The organism is Tenuifilum sp. (assembly GCF_037481895.1).
GTDB lineage: Bacteria > Bacteroidota > Bacteroidia > Bacteroidales > Tenuifilaceae > Tenuifilum > Tenuifilum osseticum.
In genome coordinates, this window is sequence record NZ_JBBFKU010000015.1 from 20,056 (window position 1) to 40,417 (window position 20,362).

The 20,362-nt window shown below is 41.8% G+C and carries 20 protein-coding genes; 12 read left to right on the forward strand and 8 right to left on the reverse strand.

Features of this window, described 5'->3' with window-relative positions; all coding sequences use genetic code 11:
* Positions 1-21 precede the first annotated feature (21 nt).
* Positions 22-873 carry an MBL fold metallo-hydrolase gene (locus WHS63_RS06155; RefSeq protein WP_445204343.1) on the forward strand — a complete coding sequence of 284 codons (852 nt, stop codon included), beginning with the start codon at positions 22-24 and terminating at the stop codon, positions 871-873.
* Here WHS63_RS06155 and WHS63_RS06160 read toward each other — a convergent pair.
* Positions 853-1,314 (reverse strand): hypothetical protein, encoded by a 462-nt coding sequence (locus WHS63_RS06160; protein ID WP_445204344.1) that lies wholly within the window; start codon positions 1,312-1,314, stop codon positions 853-855. The genes WHS63_RS06155 and WHS63_RS06160 overlap by 21 nt on opposite strands.
* Positions 1,286-1,834 (reverse strand): hypothetical protein, encoded by a 549-nt coding sequence (locus tag WHS63_RS06165; protein ID WP_445204345.1) that lies wholly within the window; start codon positions 1,832-1,834, stop codon positions 1,286-1,288. Before WHS63_RS06165 ends, WHS63_RS06160 begins: the two co-directional genes overlap by 29 nt.
* Positions 1,835-2,036: 202 nt before the next feature.
* Between WHS63_RS06165 and WHS63_RS06170 the strand changes: the two genes are divergently transcribed.
* A complete protein-coding gene (locus WHS63_RS06170; protein WP_445204346.1) occupies positions 2,037-2,579 on the forward strand; it encodes a hypothetical protein in 543 nt (180 codons plus the stop codon).
* On the opposite strand, the gene WHS63_RS06175 is transcribed toward WHS63_RS06170, so the two are convergent.
* The 4 genes from WHS63_RS06175 to WHS63_RS06190 form a co-directional block, all read right to left on the reverse strand.
* Positions 2,576-4,165, reverse strand: coding sequence for a carboxypeptidase-like regulatory domain-containing protein (locus WHS63_RS06175; RefSeq protein WP_445204347.1), 1,590 nt, complete (start codon positions 4,163-4,165; stop codon positions 2,576-2,578). The genes WHS63_RS06170 and WHS63_RS06175 overlap by 4 nt on opposite strands.
* Entirely contained in the window at positions 4,140-5,123 is a 984-nt protein-coding gene (locus WHS63_RS06180) for a FecR family protein (RefSeq protein ID WP_445204348.1), read from the reverse strand. Before WHS63_RS06180 ends, WHS63_RS06175 begins: the two co-directional genes overlap by 26 nt.
* A 27-nt stretch (positions 5,124-5,150) precedes the next feature.
* Entirely contained in the window at positions 5,151-5,678 is a 528-nt protein-coding gene (locus WHS63_RS06185) for an RNA polymerase sigma-70 factor (protein WP_445204349.1), read from the reverse strand.
* Between the two features lie 81 nt (positions 5,679-5,759).
* A complete protein-coding gene (locus tag WHS63_RS06190) occupies positions 5,760-7,031 on the reverse strand; it encodes a carboxypeptidase-like regulatory domain-containing protein (RefSeq protein ID WP_445204350.1) in 1,272 nt (423 codons plus the stop codon).
* Positions 7,032-7,409: 378 nt separating this feature from the next.
* On the opposite strand from WHS63_RS06190, the gene rho reads away from it, so the two are divergent.
* The 4 genes from rho to WHS63_RS06210 all read left to right on the forward strand — a co-directional run bounded on the left by rho (position 7,410) and on the right by WHS63_RS06210 (position 13,443).
* The gene (gene rho / locus WHS63_RS06195; protein WP_445204351.1) at positions 7,410-9,215 is read left to right on the forward strand and encodes a transcription termination factor Rho; all 1,806 of its coding nucleotides are present in this window, start codon (positions 7,410-7,412) and stop codon (positions 9,213-9,215) included.
* 72 nt (positions 9,216-9,287) lie between these two features.
* Positions 9,288-9,860: an RNA polymerase sigma factor gene (locus WHS63_RS06200; RefSeq protein ID WP_445204352.1), complete on the forward strand. Its 573-nt coding sequence runs from the start codon at positions 9,288-9,290 to the stop codon at positions 9,858-9,860.
* Positions 9,857-10,738, forward strand: a complete 882-nt coding sequence (locus WHS63_RS06205; protein ID WP_445204353.1) for a FecR family protein — start codon at positions 9,857-9,859, stop codon at positions 10,736-10,738. The genes WHS63_RS06200 and WHS63_RS06205 overlap by 4 nt, the downstream gene beginning before the upstream one ends.
* Before the next feature lie 53 nt (positions 10,739-10,791).
* A complete protein-coding gene (locus WHS63_RS06210; protein WP_445204354.1) occupies positions 10,792-13,443 on the forward strand; it encodes a carboxypeptidase-like regulatory domain-containing protein in 2,652 nt (883 codons plus the stop codon).
* A 96-nt stretch (positions 13,444-13,539) separates the two neighbouring features.
* Here WHS63_RS06210 and WHS63_RS06215 read toward each other — a convergent pair whose 3' ends face one another.
* A complete protein-coding gene (locus WHS63_RS06215; protein ID WP_445204355.1) occupies positions 13,540-14,343 on the reverse strand; it encodes a hypothetical protein in 804 nt (267 codons plus the stop codon).
* 288 nt (positions 14,344-14,631) lie between these two features.
* Here WHS63_RS06215 and WHS63_RS06220 point away from each other — a divergent pair, with 288 nt between their 5' ends.
* The 4 genes from WHS63_RS06220 (at position 14,632) to WHS63_RS06235 (ending at position 17,352) form a co-directional block, all read left to right on the forward strand.
* On the forward strand, positions 14,632-15,507 hold the full coding sequence (locus tag WHS63_RS06220; RefSeq protein WP_445204356.1) for a FecR family protein: 876 nt from the start codon (positions 14,632-14,634) through the stop codon (positions 15,505-15,507).
* A 41-nt stretch (positions 15,508-15,548) separates the two neighbouring features.
* A complete protein-coding gene (locus WHS63_RS06225) occupies positions 15,549-16,376 on the forward strand; it encodes a hypothetical protein (protein ID WP_445204357.1) in 828 nt (275 codons plus the stop codon).
* 211 nt (positions 16,377-16,587) lie between these two features.
* Positions 16,588-16,788, forward strand: coding sequence for a 4Fe-4S binding protein (locus WHS63_RS06230; RefSeq protein ID WP_369488590.1), 201 nt, complete (start codon positions 16,588-16,590; stop codon positions 16,786-16,788).
* A 57-nt stretch (positions 16,789-16,845) separates the two neighbouring features.
* Positions 16,846-17,352, forward strand: coding sequence for a thioredoxin family protein (locus WHS63_RS06235; protein ID WP_445204358.1), 507 nt, complete (start codon positions 16,846-16,848; stop codon positions 17,350-17,352).
* 67 nt (positions 17,353-17,419) lie between these two features.
* Here the strand turns inward: WHS63_RS06235 and WHS63_RS06240 are convergent, their stop codons facing one another.
* Positions 17,420-18,523: a CofH family radical SAM protein gene (locus WHS63_RS06240; RefSeq protein WP_445204359.1), complete on the reverse strand. Its 1,104-nt coding sequence runs from the start codon at positions 18,521-18,523 to the stop codon at positions 17,420-17,422.
* 183 nt (positions 18,524-18,706) lie between these two features.
* Between WHS63_RS06240 and pdxA the strand changes: the two genes are divergently transcribed.
* Together pdxA and ruvA are read left to right on the forward strand one after the other, a co-directional pair.
* On the forward strand, positions 18,707-19,759 hold the full coding sequence (pdxA, locus tag WHS63_RS06245; RefSeq protein ID WP_445204360.1) for a 4-hydroxythreonine-4-phosphate dehydrogenase PdxA: 1,053 nt from the start codon (positions 18,707-18,709) through the stop codon (positions 19,757-19,759).
* 12 nt (positions 19,760-19,771) lie between these two features.
* Complete coding sequence (ruvA, locus tag WHS63_RS06250; protein WP_369488583.1) at positions 19,772-20,356, forward strand: Holliday junction branch migration protein RuvA; 585 nt, start codon at positions 19,772-19,774, stop codon at positions 20,354-20,356.
* Positions 20,357-20,362 lie beyond the last annotated feature (6 nt).

Here is a 20,362-nt window from a genome sequence, read left to right on the forward strand (position 1 = left end):
CACACATAAAAAAAGTATATCATGAAGCTGTCGCTTTTTAATATTACAAACTTCAAGGTTGATGGTGGCGCCATGTTTGGTGTAGTTCCAAAGGTTTTGTGGAACAGGGTTTACCCATCAGATGCTAACAATCTAATCCCGCTTTCCCTGAAATCGCTTGTTGTTGAGGTTAATGGCAGAGTGGTGCTTTTTGATAATGGCATTGGCAATAAGCAGGATGAAAAGTTTATGAGTCATGTTTACGCATTTGGCGGCGAGGGTTTAATTGATGGGCTTGCCCAAAGGGGCTATAAGCCCACCGATATCACCGATGTGGTTTTAACCCACCTGCATTATGACCATTGCGGAGGAGGAGTTTATCGTGATAGTGAAGGCAACCTTAAGTTGACTTTCCCAAATGCTCGCTACCATGTGTCACGCGCTCAGTGGGAATGGGCAATAAATCCAAATCCGCGTGAGGCAGATGCATACCTACCCGAAAACCTTTTTCCTATGCGCGATTTGGGTGCATTAAATTTAATTGAAGCTGAAGGGGAAATTATTCCCGGAATAGAACTTCGGTTTTTTAACGGTCATACCCGTGGGCAAATCATCCCGATTATTAGCTACAGGGGACGGAAACTGGTTTTTGTGGCCGATCTTTTCCCATTCCGTTCACATATTCCTCTACCCTGGATTATGAGTTACGACGTGGAACCGCTTGTGACATTGAAGGAAAAGGAAACATTTTTGAAGGAGTCGCTTGAAGGTGAGTACATTTATATCTACCAACACGACTACTTTGCCGATTGCAGCGAGCTACAACTTACCCCAAAAGGAATTAGGGCAACCGATGGTTTTACGTTTGAAGAACTAATGGAGAAGCTGAAGTAATATTTTAAAGGTGAATTCAATTAGCGGGTAAAAGCAGTAGATAAGTAGAGTAAGGGAAATTAGTATATCAACAGCTATAGTAGATGTTTTGACATAGTTAGGAAACCTTAACTCTGTAACTATTAAGCCTACGCGCAGTATAAATTGAATTAGGAAAAATGAGAATACTCTTAAACCGTAAGGGTTGAGAATGTATGCATTTGTAAAGTTGAACCTTACAATCTGCGAGAACGCAGCCGACAAACCTTTACTGGGAGGAACTATCCCCGTTAGCTGCGTAAGTGCTGCAGGTATGGGATGGTTGTTTTGGCTGAAAACCAGAGAGTAAATAAAAACCAAAAGTAAAATCAGCGCAAATGCTGAGTTTACTTTAAGGTAAGGAGTAGCAGCTATGCTGTAAAAGCTAAAACCGTTACTTTTTCTTTTTTTCAGTGGCTTCAATTCTAATTTGAACAGAATCGGTATCAATCGTAATTCGGGCACCCTGTGAATCATCGCCCTTATTGGCTTTATTCTTTTTAATGGTTATCACTTTAATGCTATCGGACTCACCCTCAAGTTGCCTAAGTGTTTTTACCATGCTATCGGTTTCAATTCTTATCTGAATATTGGCATCGTTAAGCTCCTTTTCAAGTTCCTTCCCAAATATTTCAATTTTTTCAGGATGCCTATCCAAATCTTTAAGAACAGAAAAGCCACCACTGATTATTGTTAGCCACATTACTGCTAGGAAAATTGATAGAACAGAAACAATGAGTGCCCCAATGCCCAGCCCTTTTGAACCATAACCATTTGTGGCTTGAATAATTGAGATAATACTGAAAATTAATGCAAGGGCAGCTGGAAGCAAGGCAACGAATCCGATACATGGTATAAAGGCTAGGATGAGTGAGATTACTGCAAGCACTATACCTACAATCCCCATGGCCTGGCCTGCTGTGGTTTTAACTTCTACGTTCATGGCTTAATGTTTTCTATAACGACGAAAGATAGTAATATTTTGCTGCATAGTTTTTTAAAAGCTTATTTTATTTAACTTTGTTACAAATATGCATTTCAAGATAAGTTGTTGAAGGAATCCTTAAAGGGTTATTTATTGCGAATTTGTAAAAACCAAAATCGTTTTTTCTCTTTCTTTAAGTTAAATTCTAAATCACATAACCATGAAAAAGACCATTTTAATATCTGTATTTGTTGCCATCAACATGATTTCGTTAGGGCAAGTGTTTAATACCGGACAAACCCTAAAACCCAAAACTTTTTCGGTAGGCATTGAACCAGCAGTGCTAATTAATGGGAGTAATGAGTTCATGCTTTTTCTGCATGGTGGTTACGGGCTTACAAAGGGAATAGATGTTGGTATCACTGCCGGTGTACTTGGCCCCGAAAATTACTTTGGAGCTAATGTTGAGTTTGTTCTGAGTAAAAATATCTCGTTGGCGGGGGGAGCTCATAGCTTTGGGAGTTTTGGACTCGATGGTACATTGAACCTTACTTTTGGTTTGGCAAAGGGGGTTAGGCTAATAACTGGCTTGGACACCGATATTAACTTCCCCGATGGGGGCGATGCACAATTTCTGCTCTGGATTCCTGCTGGTGTTGATATAGGTTTACGTAAAAACATGAGTTTTATTCTTGAGGCCGAAATTGGACTGACCGATCCGGCATACAATCTAATTGGCGGGGGAGTGGTTTTTTACTTTTAGAGTTCGGTAACCATTTCAATTTTTGGGGTAATTCTTCCTAATGCCTTTAGAATGCTCTCTTCAGGTTCAATGTAGTTGAGATCATTCCAAAAGCTTGGGTCGTATTCGGCTTGTGTGTTAGAGAATACTTCGGTTGTTTTGAGCGTTTCGCGCTTTGGGAAGCGCTTAACCTCCAGGGTCTCCACCTGTAGGGCAACATACTCAAAAAACAGATCGAAAGTATTGGCAAAGGGCCAAAAACGGGTTTGCACCTTTAGGGAAATTTCACCTCTTACGTGGTTTACATACCACTTGCCATCTTGAGGCTGGTATTTAACCAGGTACTTAATCTTTTGGGGTTGAACGCGTATTCCTCTCCCTCTCTTTACCACGAGTTGGCTTGCGGTTTTCTGAACCATGTCCGGGTTAATCTCAAACTCAGCGGCAAGTAGAGTTAAAGTTTCAGTATCAATATATAGTAAGCCGGCAAAAAGGGGGTCCGTAATTTCGGGTTTCTGCTTAAACCCGATAGCGTAAGCCGATTTGTTGTCGTACACAACAATATCGGTTCGGGTGTAGTCATAGTACTGCGTAAATTCCGGATCTAAAAAGTCGGGGAGGTTTTTCATGATATCGACATCAAGGGTAGCTTTCATCCCAGCCTGGAGCTTTACATCGAGGGTGTCGCGCCTGTTGGCCTGTTCCATTTTCCTGAAACGTATAAGCTTAACCTGATCGTATCGGGAGTCAAAGCTGTACGATGATTTAAAGATTTTGGCAAAGGCCTCAGAGTAGCTCAATATCCTTTTATTGCGCAATACCCCTTCGCGGTAGAATGCTGTAATGTAGATATCCTGTTGGAAATAGTTTTGTGATCGTTTATTTACCGCCTCACGAACAGTATTTCGTGCGTCAATGTTTCGAATAAAAATTTCCTGTACGGGAATAAAACTGGGTTCAAGAAAAATTTCAAAGGTTTTGGCTGTAAGAAGCCCAGCTGGCACTTTGCGTTGAATGTAACCAATGTGCGATATAGCTATACTTGAGTCGGTGTACTGCTTTGGAATTCTAAGGGTAAATACCCCATCGAGGTTACTAATTGTCCCAATAGCTAAACTGGGTATCCCAACAGTAGCAAACGCTACAGGTTGTGCCGTTTCCTTATCCAAAATACGACCGCTAAGCTGAACATACTTGATGTTTTGGTCTTGTGATTGTGCTTTTAGGGTGTCGGATAGTTTTGGTCTATAAAGTAAAATATGTTTGCCAATAACCCTGTACTTTACTAAGGTATCACCAATAACCTGGTTGAGTAGGTCATTGAGCGGTTTGTCACTCCATTCTATTGACTTTACACGCCGGTTGCTTTCTACATCACGACTATCATAAATGAAAAAACAGCCAGCTTTGTCGCCTATCTGGTTTAGTGCTTTAAACAGGGTTGTAGTCCTTATGCTAATTGTAATATTTTGCCGTAGTAAGCTGTCGGGTTCGTAAGCATTAGCTTTTACAGCGTAAATTATGAGCATAAAAAGTACTACCCGATGGAATACATGCCAAAATGGTTTTACTTTTATGTTTTTACTTACTAATGATAATGGTTCCATCGGGGCTACGTGTTACTTTGAGGTTAAATGACACCGACAGGATATTCACAATGCTGCTGATGTCGTTATCAAAAGTAACAGAAATTCTCATATCTTTTAAGTCATCACCTAAAACCTTTATGTTTGAACCATAGGTACTGTTTATAACCCTTACAATATTGTCTAATGTCTCGTCCTGAAACATCAAAAGCTTCATGGCCGATTTTATGGTCTCGCCTGCTGGTTGGGTGTAGGTAACAATATCGTTTTTGCTGGCAATGGCAGCCTCGCCTGCCTGCACCAATGCGCTTTTTTGGTTTGTGGCAAGGGTAATCTTAACCTTACCTTCGGTTACTTTCAGGTGAACTTCGTTGTTGGATGTTTTAAGGTTAAACGAGGTTCCAACTACTTTTACATCGGCATGCGAGGCTTTTATAATGAAAGGTTTTGAACCATTTTTAGCCACATTGAAGTATGCTTCGCCACTGAGTTTTACGGTGCGAGTTTTTCCTGCAAACCTTACAGGATATTCCAGAATGGTGTTTTCCCCTAAAAATATCTGAGTACCATCGGGCAGAGTTCGAATAATGGTACTTCTTTGAGTCATGTTAGCTAGGGTGATAGTTTTGGGGTTGTAGTAAAACCATACCGATAGCGATAGTGCTACCAAAACCAGCACTGTTGCTGCAACAGCAAAATAGTTGAGGTTTGGAATAAAGGCAGTGCGGCTTTGCCCGGTATAGGACTCGGTTTTTATCCTTTCCTGAAGTTTTTGCCAGGCTTTACCGGTATCAAATTCAATATCTTTATTGTTTTCGTTCACTTTCATGGAATTAAAAAAAACTTTAAGTGTATTTAGTTCATGTTTTGTTTTAGGATTAATTTGGTTTTTGAGGTAAAACCAAATTTTAGCAGCCAAAGCCATTTCGTTGCTAAGGTATTTTGCTACATGGGTTTGGTATGATTTTTTACTATTCATGGTTCTTGGCATTAGGCATTACTTACTTTAAAAACCCGCACGTTTAAGTTGTAACCTTAGTTCAAGCAAGGCCTTTCCCATATCGGCCTCAACTGTCTTAATTGAAATCTTAAGCAAATCGGCAATTTCCTTATACTTTAAACCGTTAATTCTGTTAAGCAAGAATATTTGCCTAGTCCGTTCAGGTAACCCTTTCAGGGTTTTATCAATTATCCCGGCCATCTCATTCTCTTGAATAACCTGCTCAGGCGATTCAACATGATTGAGGGCGTAATCCTGGGTACGGTATTGGTCTACAATATTTTTGTGCTGAAGGTAACGTAAGGCGCTGTTTCGAATGGACCGGTATAGGTAGGATTTTAGCGATAGCCTGATAGATATCCGGCTACGGTTTAACCAAAAGGTGTAAAAGAACTCCTGAACAATTTCCTCGGCCTCATCGGCATCGCGTACAATGGAATAGGCATAGCGGCAAAGTGGTTCGTAGTATTTCCGGAATACTTTCTCGAACTCTTTAAGGTCAGGCTCGTTGGGGTTAGTGGAGGCCAATACCATAAACAAAACAGTTGAACAAATACAAAATTAATAAAACAAAGCAAAGAAAGGGCAGGGCTTACCCCTGCCCAGTTCCAATCCTTACTGCTTCCTGAACCGCTTGTTAAACTTACTGATTGCCGATTGTATCGACTCGTCGGGCTCAATGGTGTTGTATGAACCCCAGTAATTCTCATCAAAGTACTCGTTTACCCTGTCGGCCAGTATCAAGTTGGGCTTAAACGACTCCTTGAATGTGATTTTATTAACATTGTCAAAGTTCCGTTCCGTTATTGCCATTTCCGACATTATGGTGTAATTGGTTTTGAATATCCGTTTACGCCAGTCGGCACGGAATTTAACCTCGCTACGCATATAGTTAACGTGATACTTATCGTTTACCTTTTTATATGTAACCAGGTAATTTGTGCTGATGGGTTCAAAAATTAAACCGGCAGGTTTTTTCCGAACAAAAATCTGGGCTACCTTTTCGGGTTCACTTAAATCGATGCTGAATTCAGCCATTGTTATAGCAAGATTCTCAGTATTTATATACAGTTTACCTTGGTAAAGTGGATATTCAAGTTTGGTGTTAGGTGTAAAGCTGATAACGTAGTTGGCCTCATTGTCAATCTTAACAACATCCACCACCTCGTAGTTGTAGTAGGGTAAGTCTTCGCGGGTGAGAATTAATTCGGGGTTCTTTATAACATCAAGGTAAAGCGATACATGTGGCCCTCCTTGCATTTTTACCATCAGGGTGTCGGCTTTCTTAACATTTTCGCCCCTACGTCCCTTTACAATTTTTACTTTATCGGTTTCAAGGGTATACCGGTAAGGAGCCTTGTATATTTCAGCAACGGCTTCGGCAATGGAGATATATTCACGCCTCTGCTTAATGGATTCCCGGTAAAAAGCAGTAAAGCTAACAGGTTTATCGCTGTAATTCTTGTCAATGTTCTTAAGGGCACCTTCCAGTATACTTCTGGCATCCATTGGGCGAATTACTACCGATTGAATTTCGAGCGATGCAGGTTCAATCAGGTAAACCTTATCCTTGCCACTAGTTCCGTTAACTATTGGGAATTGAGTGTTCTGGTAACCCAGGTGAGTTATTTCAAAAACATTCGATTTTACAGTTTTGGGAACCTTAAGGGTGAATTCGCCATCGGCATTGGCAACTGTTCCAATAGTTGTGCCGGGCACACTAATGGTTGCAAATACTACTCGTTCCTTTGTTTTGGCATCCTTAATTACTCCGTTTACGAGGTTGTAGTCCACCTCTTGTGCTGTGAGCACTGCTGAGATTATCAGCGCAACTGCTGTAGCGCTATACCTCAGGCTTTTTCCAATAAGTGCATTCAGGGTTTTCATGGCTGAAAGTATTAAGTTTAACATAAATTGCTTACCTGTTTCTGTACCTATGATACACGAGCTAGCTTTTACCCTATAACTTTTTTGATTTTTCCTTTAACTTACCTAAAAATTCAATGAAATTCAATGAGTTGTCAAAAATTACATCATCTGTTTTTTTGTTTAAGCAAAACATTTTATCTTTAAGTGTTGTTTGAAGCAAGTAATTAGTTCTTCCAATTTTTATTCAAATCTCAATTTATTTTGCATGTTACAAACAATAAGCTAAATTTGCATCATCGAAAACAGGAAAATCTTCCTAATCCAAATCAAAAGGTTTTAGAATTTCAACTACTTTTTTCCATCTTCATTTTCACACAAAACACCATTTTACAAACTATGTACGATATACTTGAACTAAACAAAAAGTTGCTTCCCGAATTAAGGGAAATTGCTAAAAATTTGAATATTAAGAAGGTAGAGAACTTTAAGAAGCAAGAGTTAATCTACAAAATTCTCGATCAACAAGCAATAAACGCATCGCTATCAGCTGACGATGAGCGGAAAAAGGATCACCGAAAACCTTTCCGAAAGCCTGAGAAACAGGTAGAAGCAAAGAGGGAAGAAACCCAACCGGTTGCACCTAAAAAAGAGGAACCGCAAGCCGCTAAGCCTGACGAGGCTACAAGTAGCCAGGAAGCAATAAATGAAAGGAATAAACGTAAAAGGATTATTCGGGCAAAAGAGGTTAGAAGGGAGTTCTCAGCTACCCCTACCAATAGTTCAAGCGAAGAAAAGGAACGAAGCAATAAAACCACCATTAAATTTAACGAAAAGGCCGTTATCCTCCCTGAGCTCGATACCGAAACACATTCGGAAACCATACTGTTAAGCAATGACGAAGAGGATACGGTAATTCCTATGGTTACCGAAGAGGCTCAAGTTGAGGCCTTGGTTTCTGAAAAACCGGAACAGGAGGCACGGGCATCGGCTACCGAAGTGGTTGAACCTGTAAAGGAGGGAAATAATGCTCAACCCATTCCTAGCCAGGAAAGGCGCCCCGGTAGTGAGCGATTCGATTTTGATGGCATTGTAGCCACTACAGGTGTTCTTGAGATTATGCCCGATGGGTATGGCTTCCTCCGCTCATCGGACTATAACTACCTTAGCTCTCCCGACGATGTTTACGTATCGCAATCGCAAATCAAGCTTTTTGGGCTTAAAACCGGCGATACCGTTACTGGCACCATTCGCCCACCCAAGGAGGGCGAAAAGTATTTCCCATTAATAAAGGTAATTGAGATAAATGGTCGCGATCCTGAATTTATACGCGATAGGGTTCCGTTCGATTACTTAACCCCACTTTTCCCAAACGAGAAGTTTAAGCTGATTGGGAATGGCATGAACCTATTATCGGCACGGATTGTCGATATGTTTGCGCCCATTGGCAAGGGACAACGAGGTTTAATTGTTGCCCAGCCCAAAACCGGTAAAACCATATTGCTGAAAGACATTGCCAACTCAATAGCGGCAAACCATCCAGAGGTTTACATGATAGTTCTTTTGATTGATGAGCGCCCCGAGGAGGTAACCGATATGGCCCGTAGCGTAAACGCCGAGGTAATAGCATCGACCTTTGACGAGCCTGCCGAAAGGCACGTTAGGGTGGCCAATATTGTTTTGGAAAAAGCCAAACGCCTTGTTGAGTGTGGCCATGATGTGGTTATACTTCTCGATTCAATTACCAGGTTGGCAAGGGCTTTTAACACAGTACAGCCTGCCTCCGGCAAGGTGCTATCGGGTGGGGTTGATGCCAATGCATTGCAAAAGCCCAAGCGTTTCTTTGGCGCTGCCCGGAATATAGAGAATGGCGGTTCGCTAACCATTCTGGCAACTGCCTTAACCGAAACCGGTAGCAAGATGGACGATGTTATATTTGAGGAGTTTAAGGGCACCGGTAACATGGAGCTGCAGCTCGATCGCAAGTTAGCGAATAAGAGGGTATTCCCTGCTGTGGACATCATGGCATCGAGTACACGCCGCGAGGATCTGCTGCTTGATAAAGAAATATTACAGAAGATATGGATTCTCCGCAATTACCTTACCGATATGAACTCGGTTGAGGCTATGGAATTCCTGCGCGATAGGCTAGTGAAAACAGCTACTAATGAGGAATTCCTTTGGAGCATGAATAGCGATTTCTAGTATTTTTTAAGGTCAATACCGATAGCAACATCCATTTAAGGATGTTGCTTTTTTATTTAAATGGCCAGCTGATTGAATGTAAAAAAATGTATTTTTGCTTTACTCCATGATATTCAAATGACCCTACCAAGCGGAAACTACACCAAGGAGGAGTTAAGTTGGTTCCGTAGTATTTTTGATCAGTACTACGAGAGTATCAGGCATTTTGCCTACTATAAAACCGGCGATGTTGACCTTTCGGACGACATAGTGCAGGAAACCTTTCTTAAACTCTGGGACATGCGCGGCAAGGTCAATAACGATACGGTTAAATCGTTACTTTACACCATAGCTGGTAACATAATTAAGAATCACTATAAGCACCTTAAGGTGGTGTATAGCTTTCAGGTTGCAGTTAAAGGTGATTTGACCTCAAATCTCAGTAGCGCCGATGAGAGCATCAGAATGGATCAGCTCAATAAGCAATTGCAAGAGGTTTTAGCATCGCTACCTGATGGACAGAGGGAAGTTTTTCTGATGAACCGAATTGATGGGTTAACCTATGAGGAAATTGCTGCAAGGCTTGGACTTAGCGTTAAGGCAATTGAAAAACGCATGTCCGAAGCACTGGCAGCTATTCGTCAAAAATTTGGCTATAAAATATGAAAAGGGACAGCAATATAAATAGCACTGACTCAAGGTTTGATAGTAATCCCATTGAGTTTAACATTTCTGTTCCTCCATCAAACCGTACTAAAGAGCAGGCGTGGGACATGCTTATGCAGACCATTGAAGGTAAGCATGCGGAACCTGCAAGGGTTGTAACCTTTCAACCCCATTACAAATGGTTACTTGCAGCCGCATCAGTAATTATACTTATGCTGGTTGGCAGCTTATTTATCCTGAATACTGAGTACCGTTTTGAAACGATGCAGGCACAAACCCTTGAACATACACTTCCCGATGGATCGGTAGTACATTTGAATGCTCGCTCATGGATTTCCTATAAAAAATCGTTTGGTTGGTTTGGCCGAAATGTTAGAATGGAGGGAGAGGCTTACTTCAAGGTAAAGAGCGGTAAGGGAAAATTCGTGGTTGCCGATAACCAGAACCAGAAAGTGGTTGTAACAGGAACGGAGTTTAGTCTTGTAACCAGGGGTGATTCCTTTGAGGTGCAATGCTTTGAGGGCTCAGTGAATGTTTTGATTTCAGGTTTAAAATCCGTTGGTGTTAAAAAGGGCGAGAGCGTAACTAAAACCAATGGGATGTTAATACATTCAAAGCAATCCGATAAGGAGTTAACCAAGCCTGTTTGGGTTACACACGAGTTTGAGTTCGCAGAAGAGCCGCTTTCCCAGGTTTTCCAGCAAATATCAAATTTCTACAATATTCAGATTAGCGCGGAGGGTTTTGATCCGGCAAGCCGATACTTTTCTGGAACCATACCAGCAGGCAAGGCAACTGATGTACTTGATGTAATATCAATATCTATGGGTTTGAGCTATACTGTTAATGCCGATTCAACCGTTTACACTTTCAGGTAGGGTATTGGGTTATTAAGTTGTATTAACCTTAGCATGAGATATAACCTGACCCCATGAGCAGAATAAAGTATTTACTTATATCACTTCTGGTTGGATTTGCTTTACAAATCCAACAAGCTACTTATGCCCAAAAGGTTAAGATTACCGAAAGTTTTAGCAATCAATCCTTAGATCAAATACTCTCAGCTTTATCGGGTAAGTACAACTTAAAATTTGCTTACGACCCGGTGGCGCTCAACCAAATTTCCTTTACCGGACAGTTTAGGAACGATTCGCCCGATAAGGTTTTGAAGCAGTTGCTAAAAGATTCAGGGTTTGAGTTTATTGCACTCAATAACGTTTATGTCATTAAAAGGGTAGAGAAACCGATTGTAGAAGAAAAAACCAAACCCATTCAGGGAATTGTACGCGATAGGATTTCGGGCGAAGCCCTGCCTTATGCATCAATAAGAGTGGTAGATAACGATTTTGGAGCTACTACCAATACCGATGGTTTTTTTACGATACCCGAAGTAAAATCCGATTCGGTTAGTATAGAGGTTCGGTATCTTGGTTTTGAACCCTTACAGATGAGGGTGGCTCGTGTACAGTACAATTCAAAACCTCTAGTTGTAGAGCTCGATCCTAAAAAGTTCATCCTGGCCGATGTGGAGGTAGTGCGAAACATTACCTCAATGCTTGCTACCGGCGACCGCCCTGGAGAGATGGTTTTTGACACAAAAAAGGTAGGCGATATACCAGGAATCTCAGGAATTGATATTTTGGCACCACTTCAGCTCCTTCCGGGAGTAGATGGTACTACTGAATCGCTTTCAGGGCTAATGGTTCGCCATTCGCCAGCCGATAAAAACCTGATCTCGTACGATGGCTTTACAATTTATCACATTAACCATCTTTTTGGCGCATTCTCAAGCTTGAACAGTAAGGCCATAAAGGATGTAAGGCTTTACCGTGGTGGTTTCGATTCGAGGTGGGGTGGTCGTGCATCGTCAGTAATAGAAATAACAGGTAAAACCGGCAACGAGAATAGCGTAAGAGTTGATGCTGGCACCGACCAGCTTGCTGGCGATTTCACATTTGAAGGTCCGTTGGGGAAACATGCCTCCTTTATAGTGTCGGCGCGTAGGTCCTATACCGATTTTTACCGCTCCCCACAGTTTCTGAATCTTTTTGAGAGTGCGGCTTCGGATCTTATGCTTTCCAAGCAGAACTTTACCGCGTTTGGTTCCGATCCCGATGCCCCCTCATACCTTTTTTACGACGCAAACGCAAAGGTTAGCGTGAGACCATCAAACAACGACATTTTATCGGTAAGTGGGTATGTAGGACGCGATAGGCTCAATTTCCTGCAAATGGTTTCATCGCCTTTTATTAAAGAAAATGCTCTTTGGGGGAATAGTGGTGCTGGCGCTCGCTGGGCTAAGCAGTGGAATAGCTGGTTATACCAAAATTTTACCGTTGGGATTTCTGAATTTACCAGCAACTATCAACATTACGACAGTACATTAAAACGCCGTGGAATGCAGCCGGTTTACGACACCATTGTCCGAAACTATGCAACTGAAACGGGATTAAACGATATCTCTGTAAACCTGAATGCCCAGGTAACTCTTTCGAACCAAATCATACTAGAGCTGGGATACCAGAGTAATTTGGTGAATTCTAAATCATCTGAGAATTATTATCATGCTGTAAACTCCCTTCCTGTTGCCGATACCCTAAGGCAGAACGATTTTAATTCAAGGGTTAATACCGGTTGGCTTCAATTTAACTTTAAAACTAATGGGTTGAAATCACTTGTCATTGGGGGGCGAGTGAGTCAACATAACCTTACCGACCAATACTACCTAGAGCCGCGTGTCCAAATGGTGATTAGCCCAACATCAAAGCTCGATTTAAAGTTTGCTGCAGGCTTATATAACCAATTCATAAACCGTATTTACCTGGTCGGCAACGGGGTTCGCTATTTGTGGGTAGCTTCCGACGAAAAGACCTTTCCGGTAGTAAAGTCAAAGCACTTTGTTACCGGTTTGAACTACACAAGCAATGGATTAACAGTAGATATTGAAGGATATGCAAAGCAAACCGAGGGCTTATCGTACGTTCAAACTGTGATCCGGCGAACCTCAACCAACCGATTTGTAGAGCAATCCAAAATTTTTTATGTTGATAGTCGTTCATTTGGGGTTGATGTCTTAGTCCGAAAAACATGGCAAAATGCCGAGGGTTGGGTATCATATTCGCTTAGTAAGGCTTTCAATCAGTCATCAACCCTGAACGGGGGCGATGAGTACTATGCCCTCGACGACCATTTGCATGAGTTAAAGTTAGTTGGTTTATACAAGTGGCGAAAATGGAGAGTTGTTGGGACTTGGATTTTTGGTACTCCTAAACCCTGGGATGAGCTCTTGCTAACTCCAAACCTTACCCTTTCACCTGATTATGAAAAAAACTCGAGCAGGTTAGAGCCGTACCATAGGTTAGATGCAGGGTTAAGCTACTTGACAAAGGTTTCAGTTAGTGGTGAGCTTGAGGTTGGTGTAAAAGTGTTTAACCTTTATAATAGGGATAATATGCTTGCGCGCCCCTACACGCTTACCGATACACCTGTTTCCGATTACCTACAGGGCAAATCAATCATTGAGTATCACGATATTTACGGCTACAGTATTACTCCCACATTCTTTTTTAATATCAAGTTTTAATAAGTTGAACTTAAAAGGGATTAATGTTTTTGGACCCGGGTCACGGGTCAACCTTAAACCTTGAACTTTGAACCTCAAACTTTTAACCTTTAACCTTTAACCTTTATCCCTATCCTTCACCATTCTCATTATCAGCTTATCGGGTATTGCCACTAACCTGTAAACCGATTGGTAAAAACACTGATTGTTATGTATACATGTTACCTGGGCAATATATGTTTTATTGGCTTTTTCTCTGTCGAAACTAATATTGTACTCAATTGTACCTTCAGGATTAAGTTCAGCGTGCGGATTTACCCTAAATATTTCAAGTGTTTGGTAAAAGGGTGACACCTGATCGGGGTTAATGGTTTTATTTAGCAACCGGTTAATTTCCGTTTCCACCTCGGTTATCGGCTCTCGGATGGCTTTAAAAAGAGCAGCGCTGGCGTATGCTATTGTAAAAAGGAAATCGGATAGGGTGTTGTTTAAGCTGTTGGTTAGCTCCCTAAAGGTTTCCAGCTGCGTTTTATGGAAAGGCATAGCTCTTACGATGCCATCTAAATCGAGTACCTTGGGCTCGATATTTTTCAGAACAACTGATCTCTCGTTCTTTGTGGAAAACATATCGTGTCCGTTTATGGCATATAGGTAATTTTGATCGCCTTTGGTTTCAAAACCTAAGTCAATAGGCTCGTTGGTACAAATTACGTTGCCAAAAATTAGCTTGTAGTAATTAAAATACTCGTCGGTTTTCCTGTGAAGCAAATTGACAATTGTTGAAAACAAAAGCATGCCGGGAACAACAACACCCTTGTTCTGGTTATACATGAACGCTGGATCATGAATTGGGTTATCATCAACGGTAGCTTTGCAAAAGTTTGCAACAACGGAATCGGTAAACAATACTTTATTTTCCATATCGGGTAAAAAAACAGATGCACAAATTTAAAAAATCAAATTAAATCAAACGACTGTATAATATAAATCTTCTAAAAATTTATTCTTCGTTTGGTTTACTAAAGCCCCATTAAAACGATTGGTTAAGGCATAGGGGGCATTATCAAATTTTCTAATAAAACGGTAGGGTATTTTTTAAGGTAGATGTATTAGTAGCAAAACAATTACAGAACAAGTTCAATGATTTTTTTTGTGGATACGGTAGGGTGTTTTGGAATAGGGTTGTATTAATAGCAAAAGGAAAACAAAATGACTCGGGACGGGAAAATAGAAAGGCTACCTGAAAACATTGAAAGGCTGCTTGATAGCTACAAGGTACCTGCAGGGAAAATGCGTTCCGAAGCCTGGGAAGCGATCTTTGAAAAAATTGACCATAAAAACTTTGAGGAAGACTCAAAGGGAAGAGTAATACAATTGACATTAACTCGTGTTGCAGTAGCATCATCAGTTTTAGTTGCCCTAATGCTTACCTCATACATCTATTTGTATAGGATGGGAAATGTGCACGTGCAGCTAGCGCGTGGTGAACACGGTGTGGTTTACCTGCCCGATAGCAGCAGGGTTACTCTGAATGCCGAATCGAAAATTACCTATAACAAGAATCGATGGTTTTTCGATAGGAGTGTATCGTTAACCGGCGAGGCGTTGTTTGAGGTTAGCAAGGGGCGTCGTTTTAAAGTGGTAACAACTGGTGCAACCACAACAGTTCTTGGTACTGTATTCAATGTGTTTAGCCGCAATGGACTAGTTAAGGTAACCTGTTTTGAAGGCAAAGTAAAAGTAGTTGCCACAAACAGTAAGTCGCAAACATTGCTAACTAAAGGTATGGAGGCAAAAACAATGGGATATGCTTTAGATGTAAATAAAACACAAACAACAAAAGCGGAGTCTAAACCCGCATGGACTAACAACGAGTTCTTTTTTCAGAATGCTCCTTTAAGTGCTGTGATTGAGGAATTAGAACGTCAATTCAATGCGGATATTTTCCTTAATACTGACACAAGTAGGTTTTATACCGGCTACTTCAAACGTACAAACCTGGACGAAGCTTTAAACCTGGTGTGCATACCGCTTGATTTAAAGTGGGATTACAGTGGTGAAATAATTGTAATTACAAGCAAATAAATGATTTTAAAAACCAATTGTCTAACTTAAATTTTACAGCTATGAAACGTACAAGTTTAATTTTTGCAGCAGGCCTTATGTTAATGGCAGCTTTTACACTCTCCTCATGCCAAAAGGACGAGGAAGTAGATTCAGTGGTTACCCTGGCTAGCGAAGACGCCGATGTGGATACCTACTACGATGATGTAATGACCGAAGTGGATGAAATTACACTTGCCGGCGACTCAAAGGACTCGCAGCTGATGTATGCAACACTCGGTGGTCAAGGTACACGTACTCGTAAAACATCCTGGGACGGAAATTGCCGCATCGACTCTCTAACCTACGAGAACTTTGTGAATGCTAACTCCCGTTACGAGAGAGTAAAGAACGGGTTAATTGTAATCCGTACCTGTGGTCAGTATAATGGTGCAGAATTTGAGCGAACCATTAATTTCAAAAACTTTACCATTAATGGCAATTTAATTGAAGGAACAAAAGTTATCCGCAAAACTGCTGAGCATGAGTATCAGATTTCACTTACTAATGGTAAAATAACCTTTACCGATGGTACCACCTACACCCGTACTGTAGAGCGCACCCGTACTTGGGTTGAAGGTTATGATACTCCGTTCAACATTTGGGATGATGTTTACACTCTGGAAGGTGTAGCCACAGGCGTAAACCGTAGAGGTTACACTTATGCTCACCAAATTACCAGTGCACTCATGTTCAAGCTATCGTGCAGGTGGTTGGTTCAAGGTGTGATTGATTTGACTGTAGGCGATAAGCAGGCCACTATTGATTACGGTAATGGTGATTGCGATAACATTGCCTACGTAACAGTAAATGGCAGAACCTACGAAGTAAAGCTGAGGGGTGGCAAGTAGTTAAATATGAACTAGAAAGTTAAAAAGGAGGGGAAACCCTCCTTTTTTATTTTCATTGCCTTTATGTGAATTTTAAATCATTTTTGGGGTTCAGCTAAAACCTCTTTTTGCTCATAATTTGACAGTCCGTGCTCATTGTTAAATATCAACATAAATTAACATATAGATATATGAAAATATATTATTTTTGTAGCCGAAAAAACTGAACAAAATGAGCACTATAGTTGTTGATGAAGCACGATGCCCGCAGAACCATCCTTGTCCGGTGGTTCGTTACTGTCCAACAGGTGCAATTAAACAGCGTAGCTGGAATAGCGCACCAGAGATTGATAAGGAAAACTGCAAGAATTGCGGTTTGTGCGTTAGGATTTGTGGGTACGGTGCATTTACCTTTGCCGATAATGGCAGGTAGTAAAGGGAGGGTACAACCCTGCCCTTTGATTATGAAAATATTTAAATAGAGATAGCTATGAGAAAACTTACTGCTTTTTTCCCGGTTCTTTTGGTTGCAGCCTTTGCGCTAGGAGCATGTAACGGTACCGCCGCCAAGCAAAACGAAGGTGAACCCGTTACTGCATCAAAACCAGCTAAAGAGAAATATGCCATTGATATTACCCGTGACTTTTTCCTGACCAAAATTTTGGATTACACTAAGGGACAGGAAAATATGAAATACCTTGGCGATAAGCCTGCCATTGTCGATTTCTGGGCAAGCTGGTGCGGCCCTTGCCGTATTGCGGGTCCAATCCTGGAGGAACTGGCCAAGGAGTACGATGGCAAAATTTATGTTTACAAGGTGAACACCCAAAACGAGCAGCAAATCTCTGCTGAACTAGGTATACAGAGCATACCAACATTTATATTCTTTCCCATGGACGGAAAGCCTTTTGCTACCTCAGGTATAGCTCAAACCCCTGAGGAAACCAAAAAAATGTTCAAGGAGATTATTGAGAAAGAACTACTTAAGAACAAGTAATTAATTAGTACTCCCGTCATAACTGTTTTTGGTTGGTTAGCCGGCTTTATGCCGGCTTTTTTTATTCTTAGAACAGTGGGCTGGCGTTTTGTTTTAGCTCCTCAATGCTGTAAATGCGGCTAAACTCACAGTCCGGGAGTACTATGTATTCGTAACGTTGGTTGCGGAGTTGAGGTTCAAACCCGGCATCAACAATGGCTTTCTGAATGCCATAGGCATCCATCTTGTACTTGGCTCCAGCCGATGACACAACATTCTCCTCAATCATTATTGAGCCAAAATCGTTAGCTCCGGCGTGCAAGCAAAGCTGAGCGGTATCGATACCCACCGTAAGCCAGGAGGCTTGTATGTTCGGGATGTTATTCAACATGATCCTGCATAGGGCTATAGTCCTAACATATTCCTCAGTGGTTACCGTATTTAGCACGCCCTCGCGCTGCAGCTTGGTGCCCTCATCCTGAAAGGTCCAAACAATAAAGTTCAGAAATCCGGGGGCGTCGGCAGGCTTTTGCGCTTGGAGGTTGCGGAGCTTAATCAAATGCTCAACGCGCTCCTCCATGGTTTCAATATGTCCAATCATCATGGTAGCAGAGGTAACTAGCCCCATTTGGTGCGCTTGAGCCATAACATCGAGCCAGGCCTGGCTATCGGGTTTGCCCGGCGATATTTGCTTTCGTACTCTGTCCACAAGAATTTCGGCACCAGCACCGGGTAAACTATCGAGGCCTGCCTCCACAAGTTCTTCAAGAACTTGCCGGTAGGTCATACCTTCTTTTTTAGCTATAAAGGCAATTTCAGGAGGCCCTAGGGCGTGAAGTTTGATGTTGGGAAACATTGACTTTAGCTCCTTGAACAGGCTGCTATAAAACTCAATACCAAGCCTGGGATGAAGTCCACCCTGTAGTAGAAGCTGGTCGCCTCCGTAGCGCTCAAGCTCTTCAATCTTTACTTTATACTCTGCAATTGACGTGATAAAGGCGCTATCGGACTGAAGCCCACAGTGGAAGTTGCAAAACTTACATCCCGATATACATACGTTTGTGATGTTTACGTTGCGGTCAATCTGCCAGGTAACTTTGTTTCCAGGAACATGAAATTTGCGAAGCTCGTTTGCAACATACATCAAATCGGGTGTTGATGCCTGTGTGTAAATATAAAGGCCCTCTTCCAAAGTGAGGGATTCAAGGTTTATTGCCTTTTTTAAAATATCTTTAACTTGCATTCTTCAATGTTGATTGGGCAAAGGTATTAAAAGTAACAAAAACATTCCTAGTAAAAACAACAAGGTGTTAACTATGTTTACAGCTTTTTTTTACTTTTGCATATTTACGAGCCATTTAAAATACTACAAGGTATGAGTAATGAAAAGATTAGGGTAGGAATCACACAGGGTGATATTAACGGAATAGGCTATGAGGTAATTATTAAAACATTGATGGACCCTCGTATGGACGAGATGTGCACATCAATTGTTTACGGATCGCCCAAGGTTGCTGCCTATCATCGCAAAGCGTTGAACATTGAAAACTTCAGCTTTAACCAAATAAAGGATGCCTCAGAGGCAAACCCCAAACGCCCCAATATTGTAAACTGCATGGACGAAAACGTTCGGGTGGAGTTAGGTAAATCAACTGAGTATGGCGGACAGGGTGCGTTGCTAGCATTACAGGCTGCTATAGCCGACTTAAAAGCAGGTAAAATTGACGTACTGGTTACCGCACCCATCAATAAGGCTAACATACAAAGTCAAAGCTTTAGCTTTCCGGGGCATACCGAGTTCTTGGCCAATGAGTTTGGTGTTAAAAGCGCGCTAATGCTCATGGTAAGCGATACCATGAAGGTAGGTGTTGTTACGGGTCATATCCCAATTGCTGATGTTCCAAAAAATATTACTGTTGACGCCATACTCAACAAGCTACGCTTGCTTAACGAGACACTAATTAAGGATTTTGCAATCCGCCGGCCACGTATTGCTGTACTTGGCTTGAACCCCCATGCTGGCGATAGCGGTGTTATTGGCAACGAGGAGGAAACAATTATACTACCGGCAATAAAGCAGGCGAACGATGAGGGGATAGTTGCCATGGGGCCCTATCCAGCCGATGGGTTCTTTGGCTCCGATAGGTTCACCCGTTTCGATGCAATTCTGGCCATGTACCACGATCAAGGCTTATCGCCTTTTAAGGTGATAAACTTCGATACAGGAGTAAACTATACTGCTGGTTTACCCATTGTTCGCACCTCGCCCGATCATGGAACGGCATACGATTTGGCCGGACATAACCTGGCTAACCCGAACTCATTCCGCCAGGCGGTTTACCTTGCCATTGATATTTTCCGTAACCGACAGCTGCATAAAGAGCTTACCTCAAACCCTTTGCAGTCAGTTGACCCAGAAACGGCATAAAAAAGTTGATTTATGTACGAGTACATTCAGGGTTCCCTTGCCGAGCTGACACCAACCCATGCAATTGTTGATGCTGGTGGAGTTGGGTATTTTGTAAATATTTCGTTACAAACATACTCTCAGCTGGAGGGTAAAACACAGGTCAAGCTCTGGCTTCATCAAATTATCCGCGAGGATGCTCACTTGCTCTACGGTTTCACCGATGTACGCGAAAGGGAGATTTTCCGCTTGCTTATTTCAGTTTCTGGAGTTGGTGCTAGTACGGCAAGGCTTATTCTTTCCTCGCTAACTACCGATGAGATTCAGGCAGCCATAACCACGGAAAATGTTAACCTCATAAAACAGGTTAAGGGAATTGGCCTTAAAACGGCACAACGCATAGTTGTTGATCTTAAGGATAAGGTTTCAATAGGGGAGGCTACGGTTTCACAAATTTTATCAACATCAAACAATACTTTAAAGAGCGAAGCGTTATCTGCATTGGTGATGCTCGGCTTTGCCCGTTCAGCTGCCGATAAGGTAATTGACCAGGTTCTGAAGGAAATGGGGCAAATGCCAGTTGAAGCGCTCATTAAGCATGCGCTCAAACGCTTGTAGTAACAG

Coding starts and splice junctions, on each gene's coding strand:
- WHS63_RS06235 (WP_445204358.1), top strand. CDS start 16,846: ATGAGAAAACTTACTGCTTTTTTCCCGGTTCTTTTGGTTGCAGCCTTT.
- WHS63_RS06215 (WP_445204355.1), bottom strand. CDS start 14,343: ATGGAAAATAAAGTATTGTTTACCGATTCCGTTGTTGCAAACTTTTGC.
- WHS63_RS06185 (WP_445204349.1), bottom strand. CDS start 5,678: ATGGTATTGGCCTCCACTAACCCCAACGAGCCTGACCTTAAAGAGTTC.
- WHS63_RS06180 (WP_445204348.1), bottom strand. CDS start 5,123: ATGAATAGTAAAAAATCATACCAAACCCATGTAGCAAAATACCTTAGC.
- WHS63_RS06165 (WP_445204345.1), bottom strand. CDS start 1,834: ATGAACGTAGAAGTTAAAACCACAGCAGGCCAGGCCATGGGGATTGTA.
- pdxA (WP_445204360.1), top strand. CDS start 18,707: ATGAGTAATGAAAAGATTAGGGTAGGAATCACACAGGGTGATATTAAC.
- WHS63_RS06155 (WP_445204343.1), top strand. CDS start 22: ATGAAGCTGTCGCTTTTTAATATTACAAACTTCAAGGTTGATGGTGGC.
- WHS63_RS06175 (WP_445204347.1), bottom strand. CDS start 4,165: ATGGAACCATTATCATTAGTAAGTAAAAACATAAAAGTAAAACCATTT.
- WHS63_RS06170 (WP_445204346.1), top strand. CDS start 2,037: ATGAAAAAGACCATTTTAATATCTGTATTTGTTGCCATCAACATGATT.
- WHS63_RS06225 (WP_445204357.1), top strand. CDS start 15,549: ATGAAACGTACAAGTTTAATTTTTGCAGCAGGCCTTATGTTAATGGCA.
- rho (WP_445204351.1), top strand. CDS start 7,410: ATGTACGATATACTTGAACTAAACAAAAAGTTGCTTCCCGAATTAAGG.
- WHS63_RS06190 (WP_445204350.1), bottom strand. CDS start 7,031: ATGAAAACCCTGAATGCACTTATTGGAAAAAGCCTGAGGTATAGCGCT.
- WHS63_RS06210 (WP_445204354.1), top strand. CDS start 10,792: ATGAGCAGAATAAAGTATTTACTTATATCACTTCTGGTTGGATTTGCT.
- WHS63_RS06220 (WP_445204356.1), top strand. CDS start 14,632: ATGACTCGGGACGGGAAAATAGAAAGGCTACCTGAAAACATTGAAAGG.
- WHS63_RS06230 (WP_369488590.1), top strand. CDS start 16,588: ATGAGCACTATAGTTGTTGATGAAGCACGATGCCCGCAGAACCATCCT.
- WHS63_RS06205 (WP_445204353.1), top strand. CDS start 9,857: ATGAAAAGGGACAGCAATATAAATAGCACTGACTCAAGGTTTGATAGT.
- ruvA (WP_369488583.1), top strand. CDS start 19,772: ATGTACGAGTACATTCAGGGTTCCCTTGCCGAGCTGACACCAACCCAT.